The 15,588-nt window shown below is 46.0% G+C and carries 19 protein-coding genes; all 19 read right to left on the bottom strand.

Annotated elements, in window-relative coordinates; translation table 11 throughout:
- Positions 1-134: 134 nt before the first annotated feature.
- Positions 135-503 carry a flagellar export chaperone FliS gene (fliS, locus tag ACTW1R_RS00675; protein WP_074535618.1) on the bottom strand — a complete coding sequence of 123 codons (369 nt, stop codon included), beginning with the start codon at positions 501-503 and terminating at the stop codon, positions 135-137.
- A 13-nt stretch (positions 504-516) separates the two neighbouring features.
- Positions 517-846 carry a hypothetical protein gene (locus ACTW1R_RS00670; RefSeq protein ID WP_005232745.1) on the bottom strand — a complete coding sequence of 110 codons (330 nt, stop codon included), beginning with the start codon at positions 844-846 and terminating at the stop codon, positions 517-519.
- A 74-nt stretch (positions 847-920) separates the two neighbouring features.
- Complete coding sequence (gene fliD / locus ACTW1R_RS00665) at positions 921-2,342, bottom strand: flagellar filament capping protein FliD (protein WP_005226644.1); 1,422 nt, start codon at positions 2,340-2,342, stop codon at positions 921-923.
- Between the two features lie 4 nt (positions 2,343-2,346).
- On the bottom strand, positions 2,347-2,763 hold the full coding sequence (locus ACTW1R_RS00660; protein ID WP_074934302.1) for a flagellar protein FlaG: 417 nt from the start codon (positions 2,761-2,763) through the stop codon (positions 2,347-2,349).
- A 102-nt stretch (positions 2,764-2,865) separates the two neighbouring features.
- Positions 2,866-3,948 (bottom strand): flagellin N-terminal helical domain-containing protein, encoded by a 1,083-nt coding sequence (locus tag ACTW1R_RS00655; protein WP_005226642.1) that lies wholly within the window; start codon positions 3,946-3,948, stop codon positions 2,866-2,868.
- A gap of 136 nt (positions 3,949-4,084) precedes the next feature.
- Positions 4,085-5,005, bottom strand: a complete 921-nt coding sequence (flgL, locus tag ACTW1R_RS00650) for a flagellar hook-associated protein FlgL (RefSeq protein WP_005226641.1) — start codon at positions 5,003-5,005, stop codon at positions 4,085-4,087.
- Between the two features lie 3 nt (positions 5,006-5,008).
- Positions 5,009-6,532 carry a flagellar hook-associated protein FlgK gene (flgK, locus tag ACTW1R_RS00645; protein ID WP_016609030.1) on the bottom strand — a complete coding sequence of 508 codons (1,524 nt, stop codon included), beginning with the start codon at positions 6,530-6,532 and terminating at the stop codon, positions 5,009-5,011.
- Between the two features lie 11 nt (positions 6,533-6,543).
- The gene (locus ACTW1R_RS00640; protein ID WP_016609029.1) at positions 6,544-6,900 is read right to left on the bottom strand and encodes a hypothetical protein; all 357 of its coding nucleotides are present in this window, start codon (positions 6,898-6,900) and stop codon (positions 6,544-6,546) included.
- Positions 6,901-7,176 carry a flagellar biosynthesis anti-sigma factor FlgM gene (gene flgM, locus ACTW1R_RS00635; RefSeq protein ID WP_005226638.1) on the bottom strand — a complete coding sequence of 92 codons (276 nt, stop codon included), beginning with the start codon at positions 7,174-7,176 and terminating at the stop codon, positions 6,901-6,903.
- 95 nt (positions 7,177-7,271) lie between these two features.
- Positions 7,272-8,330, bottom strand: coding sequence for a flagellar motor switch phosphatase FliY (gene fliY, locus ACTW1R_RS00630; RefSeq protein WP_005226637.1), 1,059 nt, complete (start codon positions 8,328-8,330; stop codon positions 7,272-7,274).
- Complete coding sequence (gene fliM / locus ACTW1R_RS00625) at positions 8,327-9,337, bottom strand: flagellar motor switch protein FliM (protein WP_005232756.1); 1,011 nt, start codon at positions 9,335-9,337, stop codon at positions 8,327-8,329. Before fliM ends, fliY begins: the two co-directional genes overlap by 4 nt.
- A gap of 17 nt (positions 9,338-9,354) precedes the next feature.
- Entirely contained in the window at positions 9,355-9,744 is a 390-nt protein-coding gene (locus ACTW1R_RS00620) for a chemotaxis protein CheW (RefSeq protein ID WP_005226635.1), read from the bottom strand.
- Between the two features lie 19 nt (positions 9,745-9,763).
- Positions 9,764-10,126 carry a response regulator gene (locus tag ACTW1R_RS00615; protein ID WP_003129084.1) on the bottom strand — a complete coding sequence of 121 codons (363 nt, stop codon included), beginning with the start codon at positions 10,124-10,126 and terminating at the stop codon, positions 9,764-9,766.
- Positions 10,127-10,140: 14 nt separating this feature from the next.
- Positions 10,141-10,728, bottom strand: a complete 588-nt coding sequence (locus ACTW1R_RS00610; RefSeq protein WP_074934305.1) for a chemotaxis protein CheC — start codon at positions 10,726-10,728, stop codon at positions 10,141-10,143.
- Entirely contained in the window at positions 10,725-12,776 is a 2,052-nt protein-coding gene (locus tag ACTW1R_RS00605; protein WP_123833505.1) for a chemotaxis protein CheA, read from the bottom strand. Before ACTW1R_RS00605 ends, ACTW1R_RS00610 begins: the two co-directional genes overlap by 4 nt.
- A 21-nt stretch (positions 12,777-12,797) precedes the next feature.
- Positions 12,798-13,571 (bottom strand): CheR family methyltransferase, encoded by a 774-nt coding sequence (locus tag ACTW1R_RS00600; RefSeq protein WP_128488763.1) that lies wholly within the window; start codon positions 13,569-13,571, stop codon positions 12,798-12,800.
- Between the two features lie 5 nt (positions 13,572-13,576).
- On the bottom strand, positions 13,577-14,587 hold the full coding sequence (gene cheB / locus ACTW1R_RS00595) for a chemotaxis-specific protein-glutamate methyltransferase CheB (protein ID WP_270287850.1): 1,011 nt from the start codon (positions 14,585-14,587) through the stop codon (positions 13,577-13,579).
- A 15-nt stretch (positions 14,588-14,602) separates the two neighbouring features.
- Positions 14,603-15,112 (bottom strand): chemotaxis protein CheD, encoded by a 510-nt coding sequence (locus ACTW1R_RS00590; protein WP_005226629.1) that lies wholly within the window; start codon positions 15,110-15,112, stop codon positions 14,603-14,605.
- Positions 15,084-15,587, bottom strand: a complete 504-nt coding sequence (locus ACTW1R_RS00585; RefSeq protein WP_010748543.1) for a chemotaxis protein CheW — start codon at positions 15,585-15,587, stop codon at positions 15,084-15,086. The genes ACTW1R_RS00590 and ACTW1R_RS00585 overlap by 29 nt, the downstream gene beginning before the upstream one ends.
- Position 15,588 lies beyond the last annotated feature (1 nt).

Genomic DNA, 15,588 nt, shown 5'->3' with positions numbered 1-15,588 from the left:
TCATAAAAAGAGTACCAGATAGGGACGAGGAGGGGAAAAAGAAAGCTTAGTGAAAAGGGATACATGGTAAAAATTTAACCAATTACTAAACTTTTCTAGGTTTTAGGTGGTCGTTTCTGTGCTTTTTCTCAAATTTATTGGGTGATCGTTTGCCAGCTTTCCAGTAGTTCGCTTAAAAGCGGGACGACCGTTTCTGCAGGGGCTGCCTCTTTTTGGACATTGGCACTGACTAGCTGATCGTACATATAGCCATACAGAGAATCGAGATCTTCAGCGATAGCGCCACCTTGCTCACGGTCTAAAGAGACCCGTAATTCCAATAAAATATTCTGCGCCTTGACAAATTGCTGATGAGCTTGGCTTAAATCTTCTTTTTCCAATGCGATCACTGCTAATTTGATATTTTTGATCGCTGCTTGCAACAGCATTTCAATCAGTTTGTTGGGGGAGGCACTCATTACTTGGTTCTGCAAATAGTTGTTTTGCATTTTTTGATAATTCATCTTTTTTTCCTCACTATAAATCAAATTCGACGAAGGCGGCACTGTCTTCTTGCTGCAAATACGTTTTGACAAGATTGTTTTTGCGGTTCAAACGCCCCAATTCTTGTTTGATCTCTTGCTGCTGGGCTTTGACCTGGTCTAAGAATGCTTGATACGCTTGGATCACTTGTTGCGCCAATGCACTGGTTTGTGGACTATGGCTCTGTGCTTCTGCTTGCATGGCTGCTATGACCGCTGCATTGGCTGCCATCAAACGACTGGCTTCTTCGCTGTCGCCGCGCCATTGGGCAAAACCAGTTAAAATCTGATTCAAACGTTCATCTAATGATACGTGTGGCTCCATCGGTTGTTTCCTTTCATGTTGACGAGGGTTTCTTATGCGAATGAAAAAATGACTGCTTTAATCGGCTATCCTGCCTAGTTTGACGTATTGGCAAACTGATTGCTTAGGTAGCTCAGCTGATTTTCAGCCTCCATCATCACGGAGTCTAACTTGGTAAACATTGTGATGTAACGCTCTTTTTTCATTGCTAAAATATCATCAAACCGTGTGATCTGCTTGTTTAAATCCTTGATGGTACTGTCATAGGTCGCAGATTTGGTGGCAATGATCCCTTTATTGGCTGAAGTATTGACGACATAGCTGTTGGCTAATTCTTTTAGGGCTAGTGTATAGCCAGTCTCTTTCGTGCTCGCAGTGCCATCGGCTTCTTTAGTTTTCGTACTTGCATAAAAGAAAGACTTCACAGCAGCGGGATCTTCCGCTAAGGCTTCTTTTAACTTTGTCGTATCCAATCCCAATGTACCATCATTATCGACGGTGGAGATGCCTAGCTTATTGGCGGTCAGCTTTGAGCCGCTGACGGCTGGAATGGTGATCAAATTTCGCAATTGGGTCTGTAGACGGGTCAATGCACTGTCTCCCACCAAGGTCCCCGTCTTGTTGTTTTCACTACTAGGATCTCCCACGGTCAAATTGTCGCCGATAAAACTCATCAAGCTATTGTATTGATCCACTAATCCTTGCACTGCATCAACGACTTTCGAGGTATCATTGGCTAAAGAAAGCGTCACATGCTCCTCGCTTTTTTTCGCTAACGTCAGCGTGACACCATCGATAACATCCGTCACACTGTTGCTGTCGCGAGTGATCTTCATGCCGTCTAGCTCAAAAATAGCCGGTTGGCCTTGTGTCGTTGTCGCAGTTGAACCGATCCCTAACCCTTCGGCGGCATTGCCGTCGATCAAGAAATTTTTGTCGCCCATTTTGGTATTTGTTAAAATCAAACGGTTATCCACGATGCTCGCCGCGACGAAGGTCGTCTTGCTTTGGCTATTGATCTTGGCTGCCACATCTTTTAAGCTGTCTTCGGCCGTGATCTCGATCGAAGCGGTGATCGGTTTGCCATCTTCATCGACTTCCGAACTGGTCAATGACAGCTGACCACTGACATTTAGGGCCGTTTTGCTGCTTTGAGCTACTTGACTCCCCGTCACCTTCGTGGCTGTTGCTAGTTGGTTGACTTTTAGATCATAGGTGCCTTCTGGAGCTTCCGTTGTTCCTGCAATTGAAGCGATGCTGCTATTGGTGGTCGTCGCTTTTTTCGTTTGATAAGCATCATCTTTTTGTAATGCATCGACTTTTGACAAAAAGTTAGTCAAGCGAGTGCTGATATCACTCCATGCCGTTTTTTGTGCTTTTAGCGACGTGATTTTATTCTCAGCGCGGGTCTTGTTGATCGCATCTGCCGCCAATAATTTTTCAATATCTTCTGAAGTCACGCCAGAATAACTCCCTAGCGTTGTACTGATTCCTGAACTGCTGGTTACACTTGCCATGTTTTCATCCCTTTCGATCGACCGCGATGCCCATGTCATCCCATATTTTCCCAATCACGTCTAGCATGTTGGCGGGCGGGATCTCTTTGATCACTTCGTTGGTCTGCATATCCACTAAACGCACCATCGTACGCCCTGTGCGCTCATGTACTTCATAAGCCAATTTCATATCTTTGCCAAGTAGTCGCTGATTCACTTCCTCCACGGAGGCTGCGATCTTGTGCTGATCGGCTACTGAAAAATAGTGGATCGGCGGTTCAGTGGCCACTGCTGTCTGTTCCTTTTTCTCCGCCAGTTTCCCCTCTTGGTGTTGCGGCTGAAGGTTGGCGTTCTCTTGATCTAAGGATTCGATCGGACGTGCTTTAGCGACCGACGCAACGGCTTCGATCGGGTGTATTCCTGACATTGGCTGAATATCCATCAGAGCTTCCTCATTTCTAAGCGTTTTTGTGCTGCTATGTAAAACACAAGAACTGCGCTTCCCCTAGGCAGTCCTTGTGTCAGTGGTTCACTTGATCAAAAATTATCCTTGTAACAAGCTCAATACGCTGTTAGGCATTGAGTTTGCTTGTGCCAACATTGAAGTTGCTGCTTGAGAAAGGATGTTGCTCTTCGTAAAGCTCATCATTTCTTGCGCCATATCAACGTCACGGATACGTGAGTTTGCTTCAGATAGGTTTTCTTGTGTTGTACCTAAGTTGTTGATTGTGTGTTCTAGACGGTTTTGCGCCGCACCAAGATCCGCACGTTGTGCAGAAACTGCTTTGATCGCTTCATCGATTTTTGTGATTGGGTTGTTTTCAACGCTGACAGTTGCCGCTGCTGCTTTGCCTTCATCAGAAGCGGTAAATGTTGCTAAAGCATCATCGTATGTTTTTTGAGCTGTTGCTTTTGCTGTATCATCAGCAGCTGTATCGATGGCTGTTTGTAATTCAGCAACTGTTTTACCAGCTGCCGCATCAACTGTGCCGTCCGCTGCATATTTTGTTGTAGCATCTGCTTTGAAGGCAGTCGCTACTGCTTTATCTTTTGCTGCAGCAACAGCTTTGGCATCGCTTGTATCAATGGCTTGTGTTAAATCTAAGCCTTTTACTTTCAAGGCAGATGAGCTCATGTTATTGATTGAAACGCTCATTGTTTGGTTTGCGTTGGCACCGATTTGGAAAGTGAATGATTTCGCATCATCGCCTTCACCAGTTAACAAGCTTTTTGTATTGAATTCAGTGGTATTGCTGATACGGTCGATTTCATCAGACAATGCGGTGTATTCTTTGTTGATCGCACTGCGGTCGTCATCACTTAACGTACCGTTTGAACTTTGAACCGCAAGATCACGCATACGGCCTAAGATGCTGTGGGTTTCATTTAATGCACCTTCTGCTGTTTGGATCAATGAAATACCATCTTGTGCGTTGCTTTTAGCTTGTGACAAACCGCCGATTTGGCCTTTCATTTTTTCAGAAATTGCTAAGCCAGCTGCGTCGTCCCCAGCTTTGTTGATGCGTAAGCCTGAAGATAATTTAGACAAAGAATTGCTTTTAGAAGCATTTGCTGCCGTTAGGCGTGAGTAAGTATTCAATGCTGAAACGTTTGTATTGATTCTCATGTGTAGTTCCTCCTAATTTTTATTCGCTAAGGTTTCCCTCTGCTACTATTTATCGGAAGAAACCGTTCAGGGTTAAGCCTTTTTTCTAAAAAAAATAAAAAACTTTTGCTCTCAGCAAAGAACAAAAGTTTTTGGGTTAATTTAAATAATCTAGAATGGACATCTGCATGATCTTTGTTCCCATCGCTAATGTTGAACGGTAGGCAGTCATTTGATTTTGATATTCCATATACTTTTCCGCAATATCGACGTCTTGTTTGTTGGACAGTGTTTCGGTCAAGTTCAGCTTTTCCGTCTCATTTCGATCAGCTGCCGCCTCCAAGCGATTGTAGAGGGTGCCGATCTGCGCCCGTACATTCACCACATTAGTGGCATGCTGGTCATGAGCGGTTAAAAGCTCGCCCCCTAAGGCATCTTTATCATCACTGCGCAATGCAGACAACAAATCATTGAAATAGGTGCTTAAATTTTGGGGATCCGCAGCGGTGCCCGTCTCGTTCATCAGACGATCACCGCTGGCTAACAGATCCACCGAGACCCCATTTGCGATTTCTCGCGGCAAGTCTTCGCTCGTGCCATTGTATTTGATACCGACGATGGCGTCATTTTCTTTGACGATCTCAAAAGGCGCCGTCGTCGTATTCGTTCCGCTAAATAGATAGCGGCCATCAAAGTTGGTGTTTAATGATTCAACGATGCCTTCGATCTCTTGCTCGATCTCTGAACGATTTGCCCCTAATTCCTCACTGCCAGCTGTCGCATTGGCAGAAGATTGAACCAACGAGCGAATCCGCAGCATCGAGGTACTGACGCTTTCTAAAGCAGAATCTTGGGCTTTTGTCCAAGAAATACTGTCTTTGATCGTATTGTTGTAAGTTTTGTTTTGATTTAACGACACATTGAGATCCATGATTTTTGAAACCAGCAGCGGATTATCCGAGGACTTGCTGACTTCTTTTAAGCTCGATAGCTGATTCAACGTGGATTGGACTTTGGAGGCGTTGGTTCCTAGATTTCGTAAAAAATCATTGTAGGTGATTGAATTGGAAATACGCATGGTCTACACTCCTGTTCGATTGATCAATGTGTCTAACATTTCAGAAACGACCGATAATATGCGGGCATTGGCCTGAAATCCTTGTTGGAAACGAATCACATCGGACATTTCTTCATTTAATGAAACCCCAGACACCGATTGATTTTTGTATTCTAGTTGATTCAGCAGCGACAATTGGGCACTGACTGTATTGTCGGCTTGCTGTTTTGAGATCCCGTTTTTGGTGACGATGCTGTTAAAATAACTGCTGACACTCATGCCGGATGCTGCATTGGCAAACGTCAATGTCTCAGAATCAAAAGAAGCGATCGTCTTTTCTGACAACGGGAAATCCAATTTGGCACTGCTGAGTTTCGCCATTGCAGCAGCTCTTGAACCATCTCCTGCTGCATTGCTCGTTCCGCCGGTCACCAGACTTGGGTTATCTAACAGTGCTTGGCTGACCCGAATCGTCGTCGCTGTGCCGGTATCATCTTGGCCGATCTCAAATAGTCCGCTTGTGCGAGAAGCGCCGCCGGTAAAGACCATGTTCATGGCTTGCGCGATCGTCGTCGTAAAGTTGTTCAATTCCGTCAAGCGGCTGCCGATTTCACTAGATGATGCTTGCAGGCCTCCGATCGCGCCTTCTTTGATCGGCAATTCTGTATAGGCGGTTTCGCCATTGTCGGTGGTTTTCGTCAACAAGACGGTTCCAGCTGGATAAGACCCTGTAATGGTTTCGGCAGGATTCAAGGCGTTGCCGTCTTTGGAAACCAAGGCGCCTGTGTCGCTTTGTCCCACCACCACACTAAGGGTATTGCGTTCCTCCGCACTTAAAATCGTCTGTCCGCTCATGGATACAAACCCACGGCCATACTGATCGGTCTTGGTTTCGATCCCTGCTAGACCCGAGAGATCTTTCAACAGACTGTCTCGACGATCCAAAAGATCATTGGGTGTCTCACCACTCGTCGTCAACCCATAGATCTGTTCATTCAAGGATTGCAGCTGTTTGACCTTCTCATTGAAGTCCAGCGCGGATTTTTCGATGGTATCCAGCGTATCGCTTTGCAGCTGCGTCATTTGTTTGCCCATTTGGTTGATGGTATCGGCAAACGTACTGCTGTTTTCCAGCACAAGGGTCTTAGACGTATCCAGTTCAGGATTGTTGGCTAATGCGGTCCAAGAATCAAACATCGTTGCCAGCTGTTTGGACAGTCCATTGTCAGAAGGCTCATTCATTAAACTTTCCAGCTGTCCTAATATGTCTGCTTTTTGTTCATAATATGTATAGGTAGAATTGGCATTGCGTACTTGTCCAATGACAAAATCATCGACGATCCGTTCGACACTGCCGACTTTCACACCCATACCGATGCTGCCGACACCCGCTAAATGATAAGACGCTTCGGCTTGCAAGTTGACTCGTTGTCTTGAGTAGCCGTCTGTATTGGTATTTGCAATGTTATGGCTGCTGGTTTGCAACGCTGCTTGATTGGCGGTCATGCCCCGGGTTGCGGTGCCTAATGAACCAAATAGTCCTGTCATAGAAGTACTCCTTACATTTTTTGATCGATGATCGCTGTTGAGACAGCTTGTTTTTCTTGGTATTTCGAATACGTATTTGCCGGTGTCTTGATATTTTCTTTGACTGCATCCATCAAAACAGTTTGGAAACTAATGGCTTGCTCCGTCAGCAGGAGATTTTCGGCTTGCTGCACTTGGATCTGACGGATGAGTTCTTTGATCGCCACTGAAAGAGTTCCTTCATACGTGGAAAAAACGGGTACGAAGGCGGTTTTTTTCTCGACGAGTTCTGGTAATTTTTCTGCTTGATTTTTGATCAAGCAGGTCTTTTCTTTTTGCAGCAACCGCAAGAACTGCTGAAGCTGACGCTCAAATTCCCGTTCTGTCATCTAGTCGACCTGCTTTTCATCTTGCTGCAGCATTTTATCTGCGATCGTTTCGGCAGATACTTGGTAGGTGCCTTCTTTGATCGCTCGTTTCAATTCTGCCACTCGCTCACTGCGACTGGCTGTTTGATTGGCACTCTTTTGAATGGCTTGAGCTGTTTCGGACAATTGAACATCGACGGTTTTTTCTGTCTGAGCAGCAGATGGCTTTTCTTGTTTGACCGCTTCACGTTTGATGGCCTTGTCGCTGTATTCTGCGTAACCTCTTTCGATTTTCATAGGTTCTCCTCCGTTCTCATTCTTCTACCCTCTACTATCGGTCAAATCACAAAAAAGTTAAACCCATATGTTTAACTTTTTGCGATTTCTTCAAATTAATGCAAATTGTGGATGCGTTGTTTTTGCGAAAGAATGTTGGTGATCCGCACACCAAAGTTTTCATTGATGACCACGACTTCCCCAGTGGCGATCAGTTTGCCGTTCAACAAAATCTCTAGCGGTTCATCCGTCAGTTTTTCCAGCTCGATGACGGACCCCGTATTGAAAGATAAAATGTCCTTAATGGTTTTTTTGCTGCGGCCTAACACGACACTTAGATCCAATGGCACATCAAGAATCAAGTCCAAATTATCCCCATCGCTCACTCCGCTGGAGGCCAATGTTTGAAACGCAGGTTTGCTGACTTCCACGGGCTTTGATGCAGCCGCTGGTTCTGGCGTAGGCGCAGCAACGGGTGCCGTTGGCTGCGGTGTTGGTGTTTCCCGAGTAACGACAGTCGCTTCGTCTGAGAGCATCGCACTGGCGATATCGTTGACCACAGGATCGGTAAAGATCTGCATGATTTTGCTTTCGATCAGACCTTCGACGCGCAAAGAAAATGAGATACAATAAATCTCTTCCTCTGCCTCGATCCCGCTATACTCAATGTTTTCTGGTGTCTCCCATAGTTTGACGATCGGCGGCAAGATATCCACTTTGCGACTGATCATCGTCGCCATCGAAGTCGAGGCAGTCCCAATCATTTGGTTCATAGCTTCTGCCACAGCACTTAGCTCTAATTCCGTAAATTGAGTGTTGCTGGTTTCACCAGTTCCACCCATCATCAAATCGGCGATCACGATGGCATCTTTGACTTCTAATAGCATCAAATTACTGCCTAAAAGGCCTTCTTTAAATTCAACTGTCGTCGCTACTTTTGGTGCAACGAGGTCGTTTAAGATCTCACCAAATTTGATTTTAGACACCCGGGGAGTCGTGATGCTGACCCGACGATCAAGAATGGAAGACAACGTCGTCGCCGCTTGCGACATGGAGATATTGCCAACTTCGCCGATAATGTCGACTTTGACTTGCTCTTCTAATCCTTGCGGCTGGGCTGGGGCACTTTGATTCAACAATGCATCGATTTCTGCTTGGGATAAACGTTCACTCATAGTTCTTGCTCCTCTTCTAACTTGTCTAATAATTCAATGGCTAAACGGTCCTCTTGCTTCCCAGGTTTTGCTCGGAAGTAAGGTTTTCCATCGATGAAGGTCTCCAATGGTTCAGTAATTTTTTTGTCTAGTTTGATGACATCGCCTTCTTCTAAGTGGAGAAACTCGGAAAGACTCATTTGAGCATGGCCCAGCAGAACTTCTAAATTCAATCCGACGCCATTCAAACTTTTTTGCAACTCGCGGCTATCGTCTTGGTTGACTGGCTGATTGCTATCAAACCAATTGCGGAAACTTAATTTATCAATGATCCCTTCAAAGAAGACATAAGGGATACATAGATTGATAAAATGTTTCACTTCAAAAATTTTGATAGTAAAGGTCACTAACACGACGGGTTCGTTGGGCGACATGTTTTGCATCAATTGCGGATTCGTATCGATTCCATCCAAAACCGAATCCAAGGCAACGATGTCCTTCCAAACATTTTGGTAGACCCGTACAAATTGTGCCACCACTTCTTCCAAGATTGCTGTTTCAATATCAGTAAAACTTTTTTTCTCGCTAAAATCCATTTCGATCGGCTTGTTTTGATAGACATCCAAGCCGCCGCACAACAACTCCACCAACATCATACACAGTTGTGGGTTCATCTCGATCATTTGAATCCCGCTCAAAGGCTGCGAATGAAAGAGCCCCAACAAAGTAAATTTTGGTATCGAATGGATAAATTCGTCATAACTGACTTGTTCGATAGCTGCCAACTGCAAAGAAACATTGGTCCGCAGTTGGGTAGAAAGCATGCTGCTGCTCATCTTCGAGAAATCCTCGAAGATCATGTGCAGGGTATTGACGTATTCTTTCGACAGCTTTGTTGGTCGGCGAAAATCGTAGGCTTTCACTTTGGCTTGTTTGTCTTCTATCTCAATAATTTCTTGATCGATCTCTCCGCTGCTCATCGCATTCAACAATAAATCAATCTCTTGCTGCGTCAATACCTGATCCACACTAATCCCCCATTTTTTTAAAAAATCATGTGATCGATTTGAATCACACTGGCTACTTTTTCACCGATCGTCACGACCCCAACGGCATGTTCTGTCTCTTGATTGCTCAGTTGGATATCGTCTTCGGTGATATCAAGAACTTCAATTACTTCTTCTACAAGGACTCCTTTGGTCTCCTCTTGCTTCTTCATGATCAATATGTTTTTTTCGTAGGCTGGTTCCATGATGGGAATCAATTTTGCCAAACGAATCACCGTTACGACAGACCCCCGCAGATTGATCAGCCCTTCCACCCACTCTGGTGCTAAGGGCACCTTCGTAAAGGAAGGGGCATCAATGACCTCGTCCACCGAGTCCGCTGAGATCAAATAGTACTGCTGAGCCATTTTGAAAAGAATCATCTGCATGTCGCTATCCTCCTAGGCATTAGGCAAAGGCTTTGTCGATGGCAGTGATTACGCGGTCCGTGTCAAAGGGCTTCACGATAAAGTCCACCGCACCGGCGCGAATCGCATCCATCACCATTCCTTGTTGTCCCATGGCACTGCACATTACGACTTTGGCCTGCGCATCAAACGTGCGGATCATTTTTAATGCCTCTAAGCCATCCACTTCTGGCATCGTGATATCCATAGTCACTAAGTCTGGTGTCGTTGCTTGGTATTTTTCAAAAGCCTCTTGGCCATTTTGGGCTTCCCCCACGACTTCATAGCCGTTTTTTTCTAAAATATCCTTTAATTTCATGCGCATAAATACCGCATCATCCACAATCAATACTTTTTTTGACATTGTATTTGCCCCTTTCAAATTCCTAATGAATCAAATATGTTTTCTAGTACACCGATTTCTGGAATCAAAAATAACGATGCCTCTAATGTTTCTTTGGCGTAGACGAACTCATTACGGATCACCATCACCTGCTCATCATACTGGGCCATCGCCAAATAGATGGAGCTGATCGCTGCGCCAAAGAAATCATAGCTGGCGCTTGGTAAAGACGCACTCAGCTGAGTTTCCAACAGTTGGCCGATCGCGATCAAAAAAGAATTGGTAAGAATGTTGGTCAACTCGTTGATGACCGATTGCTTCAATTCTTCAGACGGATCGCTTTCTTGGATCATCAACTGACGCAATTTTGCGGCGGATTCATCCGTTAAGACAAACAAGAAGATCCCTCGAAATGCCCCTTCGATCTGGCTCATCACCACATGAACTTCTTTGTCTTCCGCCATGATCTGCTGATACAGGTCCTCATACGTTAGAATCTCGACTTCCGGTACCCGCATATCGATCGGTTGTTGGACGAGCTTTGATAAACTAGTCGCAGCGTGACCACCGCCGATATTGATCAGTTCTTTTAGGCCATCGATCTGCAGCGCTGTATAGCTCATAAGCGGTCATCCTTTTTTTCCTGACAGATGGCATGAATGTCTAGGATCAGTGCGATCGAGCCGTTGCCCATAATCGTTGCCCCTTGATAGCGATTCAGCTTTTGCAGCAATGGATCGATTTTCTTGATGACGATTTCTTGCTGGCCGATCAGCTCATCTGCCAAAATGCCGTGAAACTGCTGGTCATTGTTGACGATGATGGCGAATTTTTTCTCAGATGGATCGCCTTCGATCGCTAAGAGTTGATCGGTCCGAACCAACGGAATCAACTCCTCTTGAAAACGATAGACCTCATCCGAGACCGTCTGGATGATCTCTTCTTCTTTGACCATCACCACGCGTTCGACGAGATTTAGTGGGATCGCAAAGGTTTCTGCTCCGACGCGAACCATCAACGCTTGAATGATCGACAGAGTCAATGGCAATTTGATCACAAACTGCGTGCCTTTATTTGGCTGGCTCTTCATTTCGATCGTGCCCCCTAGTTGGGTGATCTTGGATTGCACGGCATCCATCCCGACACCGCGCCCAGAAATGTTAGTCACTTCTTGTGCCGTTGAAAAACCAGGATGGAAAATCAGCTGCTGCAACGCTTCATCGGAAAGACCTTCCGTTGCTAAGCCTTTCTTTTCAGCACTTGCTTTGATTACTTGCGGATCAAGGCCTTTGCCATCATCCTCTAAAGTAATGATCACGCGATTGCCTTCTTGGTAGGCCGCCAAGCGAATCGTGCCCTTGCGCGGTTTGCCCAGTTTTTCCCGAACATCGGGTGCTTCGATGCCGTGATCGACAGAATTACGCAATAGATGGACCAGAGGTTCACTCAACTCAGAAACCACTGTTTTATCCAATTCCGTTTCTTCCCCAAAAATGACAAGTTCCATTTCCTTTTGCAGTTCATTGGATAAGTCCCGAACCATTCGCGGAAAGCGACTAAAGACGACATTGACTTGCTGCATGCGGATCCGCAAGACCAAATCTTGCAGCTCAGAGGTCAATCGTGAAACTTGCTCTAAGGGGTCTTTGACTGCTTCGATGTTTTCCCGCTCACTGACATCTTCTAATTGATTGCGATAGACCACCAATTCGGACACGAGATCCAAGAATGAATCTAAGCGATTCAAGTCGACTCGGATCGATTGATTTTGGGCGGACGCATGATGCGCGGGCGTCGGCGATTTTTCTTTCGTTTCTGTTGTCGCTCGTTGAAGAGCAGAAGTCTCTGGCTCTGGGGTCGGCACTGGTTGAAGCAGCTCTTCTGCCTCCTCCAACACAGCGGCTGATGGATCAAACGGTGCCACCACGAAGGCTTCGATCTCACTATTGCTGGCGATGTTTTGCTCGACATCAGCCAGTGTTTGCTGCGTCAAATACAGCAGTGAAAAATCTGATTCAAAGGTGCCTTCTTCGAGTGTTTGGGTATCTGGTTCTGTATAGAGAACATCCCCTACTTGGCCAAGCTTTTCCATGATCAAGAAGGCACGAGCACCTTTTAACATGGATTGGGCATCTAAGCGAACAGCAATTTGGACCGCTTGATAGCCATCTCCAGCCGCTTGTTCGATCACATACAGATCAGAAGGATCGATCTGTTGAAGCTGTGGGGTTAACGCGCCCACTGCGGTGGGGTTTTGGCTTGCTTCTGTCTCGGTTGATATACCGCCAGAATGTTCCGTTTGGTCAAGTTCGGCCAATAAATCGGCAATTTGAACTGGCTGCAGGTCGCGTTCTTCCCGCAAGTCCTCCACAAGTTCTGACAGGCGATCCAGACATTTGAAAATCAATGAGATCGATTGCTGGGTCACTTGCAAGGTCCCAGTTTTAAATAACTCAAAAATATTTTCCATTTTATGGGTCAGCTGCGTCATGACGTCATAGCCCATCGTTGCCGCCATCCCTTTAAGGGTATGGGCAGAACGGAAAATATCATTCAGCAAGGCGCTATCTTTTGGATCGTTTTCCAATTGCAAGACATGATCATTCAACTGCGCTAAATGATCGTCTGTTTCTTCAAAGAAAAGGGTACGATAGACACTATTGTCATCCAAATGGGTCCCTCCTTTACAAAATTATACTTTTTGATAGATAAACGAATCGATTTTCTTGAGACCGAATTGTTCCGCAAAATTGATCGTTTCTGTCGCTCCCGTAAACAAAATGCCCCCTGGGACCAATGCATCGCTGAATTTTTGATAGACGGCATCCCGAGCATCGCTTTTGAAATAAATCGTCACATTGCGGCAAACGATCACATCAAAAGGCCCATTATACGGGTCTTTCAAAAGATCGTGTTGCTTAAAATGAACCCGCCGTTTGATTTCCGCTTTGATCTGATACTGGTTCTTTTCTTTTGCATCAAAAAAACGGGTACGTTCTGCCGCTGAGACATTCCGCAATTCGTGGTCTCGATAGAGTCCTTGCTTGGCTTTTGCCAAAATTTGCGTATCGATATCGGTAGCCAAGACATTGGCTGCGGCAATTTGGTTTTTTTCTAGCAGCATCGCGATCGTATAGGGTTCTGCCCCAATCGAACATGCGGCACTCCAAATTTTGGGCAGCGTGGTTTTCGGGAGAACAATGGTTTTCAAGACGCGTTCAAAGGCGTCAAACAGTTCTTTGTTGCGATAAAATTCCGTTACGTTAATGGTGATATGGGCTAAAAAAGCCGCCCGCACCCCGTCATCGCCTTCGATCAATTGCTGGTACTCCCTCAACGTTTTTGCCCCGCTGTTTTCCATGATCGTAAGAATGCGGCGCTGCATTTGATTTTCTTTGTATGCGGCTAAGGGAATCCCTAATCGGCGATCCACCCACGCATTAAATAAGGCAAATTCTTCTTCCATCTTCTTCACCTGACCATCTGTGCAATTTTTGCTTCAATGCCCTGCAATGGCAGGACTTCATCTACGACTCCTTGTTCAATGGCATACCGCGGCATCCCAAAGACTGTACACGTTTCTTTGTCTTGAACGATCGTATAGCCCCCAGCCGCTTGGATCTGTCGTAAGCCAGCGGTGCCGTCTTTTCCCATCCCCGTCAAAACCACTGCCGCTAGTTGCGGGCCATAGTAGTCAGCTGCTGAGGAAAAAAGATAATCGACGGTTGGCCGCGTCCCATGCCGTTTTTCTCGCTGGTCCAGCTGCAGGTTCCCTTGTTGGACCGTCATGTGGTAATCCCCTGGACAAAGATACACTTGATTTTCGATCCGCATGCCGTCGACTGCTTCTTGTACTCGGACGGTTGTCTCTGTGTCTAAGCGTTTTGCAAAGGAAGCCGTGAAGCCCGCTGGCATATGCTGAACGATCAAAATCGGGCAACGCAAACGTGCAGGCAGACGGCGAATAATTCCCAGCAAAGCACGGGGTCCGCCTGTTGAAGCACCAATGACTAGCGCATCAAGTGATACCGGCAAGCTGTTTTGTGTCAGCTTAGTGGGCTGGTCAATCGTTGGTACTGGCGGGTGAACCGTACCGACTTCATGATCCATCGCCAAAATCTTTTGATGAAATTCAGCGATCCATTCTTTTTCGATCATCGATAGACTGACGGGTTTTTCCACAAAATCTCGGGCGCCAAGCGCCAATGCCTCAATCGTGGTTTCTTGATTGGTTAATGAACTAAGCATGATGACGGGAATGGCTGATTGCTGTTTCATCCTCCGCAAGGTCTCTAATCCGTTCATCACTGGCATCTCCACATCCATTACTACCAAATCGATCGCTTCTTTGGTCAGATAGTCCAATGCTTGTTTGCCATTGCGGGCAGCGACGGTCACCTCGATATCAGGCAGCTGATTCAATAAATCTGTCACTACTTTCCGCATGAATGCCGAATCATCGACGATCATTACTTTTTTCATGTCCCTGTACTCCTTTTACAAATAAACGATTTCTTGTTTGACTTGCCGAACCATGGTCTTGAAATCCTGAAGATCTACGATCATCGTTCGACCAGCGCTGCCGCCAACATGTTTGGCTACGATCGGAATGTTTAGCCGAGCCAAGACTTCCTCGACGGCTTCAATATTGCGCTGGCCAATATTGCTGGCAGCGTTAAGCGTCTGGAACTGAAACATATTGGCGCCGCCAACGATTTTCGCTTGAAAGCGAGGCCGACGGATCTTTTGTTCCAGCTCAGCCACCATCGCCGGCAATGCCAAATCCGCAAACTTCTCGGGCTTGATTTCCCGCTTGTGCAAAAAAGGCTGACTATCTGGCAGCATAATATGACTCAAGCCGCCGATATGACTGGCTTCATCGTAAATGATCGTGCCGATGCAAGAACCTAAACCCACCGTGATCAAACGCGTTGGCGCTTGGGCGATCTTATACTCCGAGATCCCCACATGCAGTTCCTCATTCACGGTCATCATTGTCATGGTCATTGGCGGCTGCCAATTCCTCTGTCTGATAGGCGTCTAACTCCGCCGTCATCTCAGCGGCTTGTTCATAGCTGAAGAGAAACGGCAGCTCCAATGCCAGCACAAGTTCATCGTCTTTTTTCAGAAAGGCTTCGATATAGTTTTGCTTGAGTCCTGATGTATTTAGTTCCGCATTGCTAGGACTTTCAACGAGCGGTAAAATGCCGACGATCTCTTCCACGTAAAGGCCGATCGCCTGCTCTTGCCAGTGACACAACAAGACCACATTTTGCCCGGTTTCCGGTGTAAATTCATCAAACAGCTTTTTGCGGATGTCAATGATCGGCACCATCGCCTCTTCAAAAGGCTGGATCCCCAGCACGAAATCCGCCACTTCTGGCAGCTGTGTAAAAGAAGCAGCCTCAATGACCCGTACCACATAATCGATACGCAAGGCAAAGAGTTGTTGATGACTTTTAAATACAACGTATTGTTCCATT

It is taken from the genome of Enterococcus sp. R12 (assembly GCF_058135755.1).
This window is presented reverse-complemented; position numbering and strand designations above follow the sequence as displayed.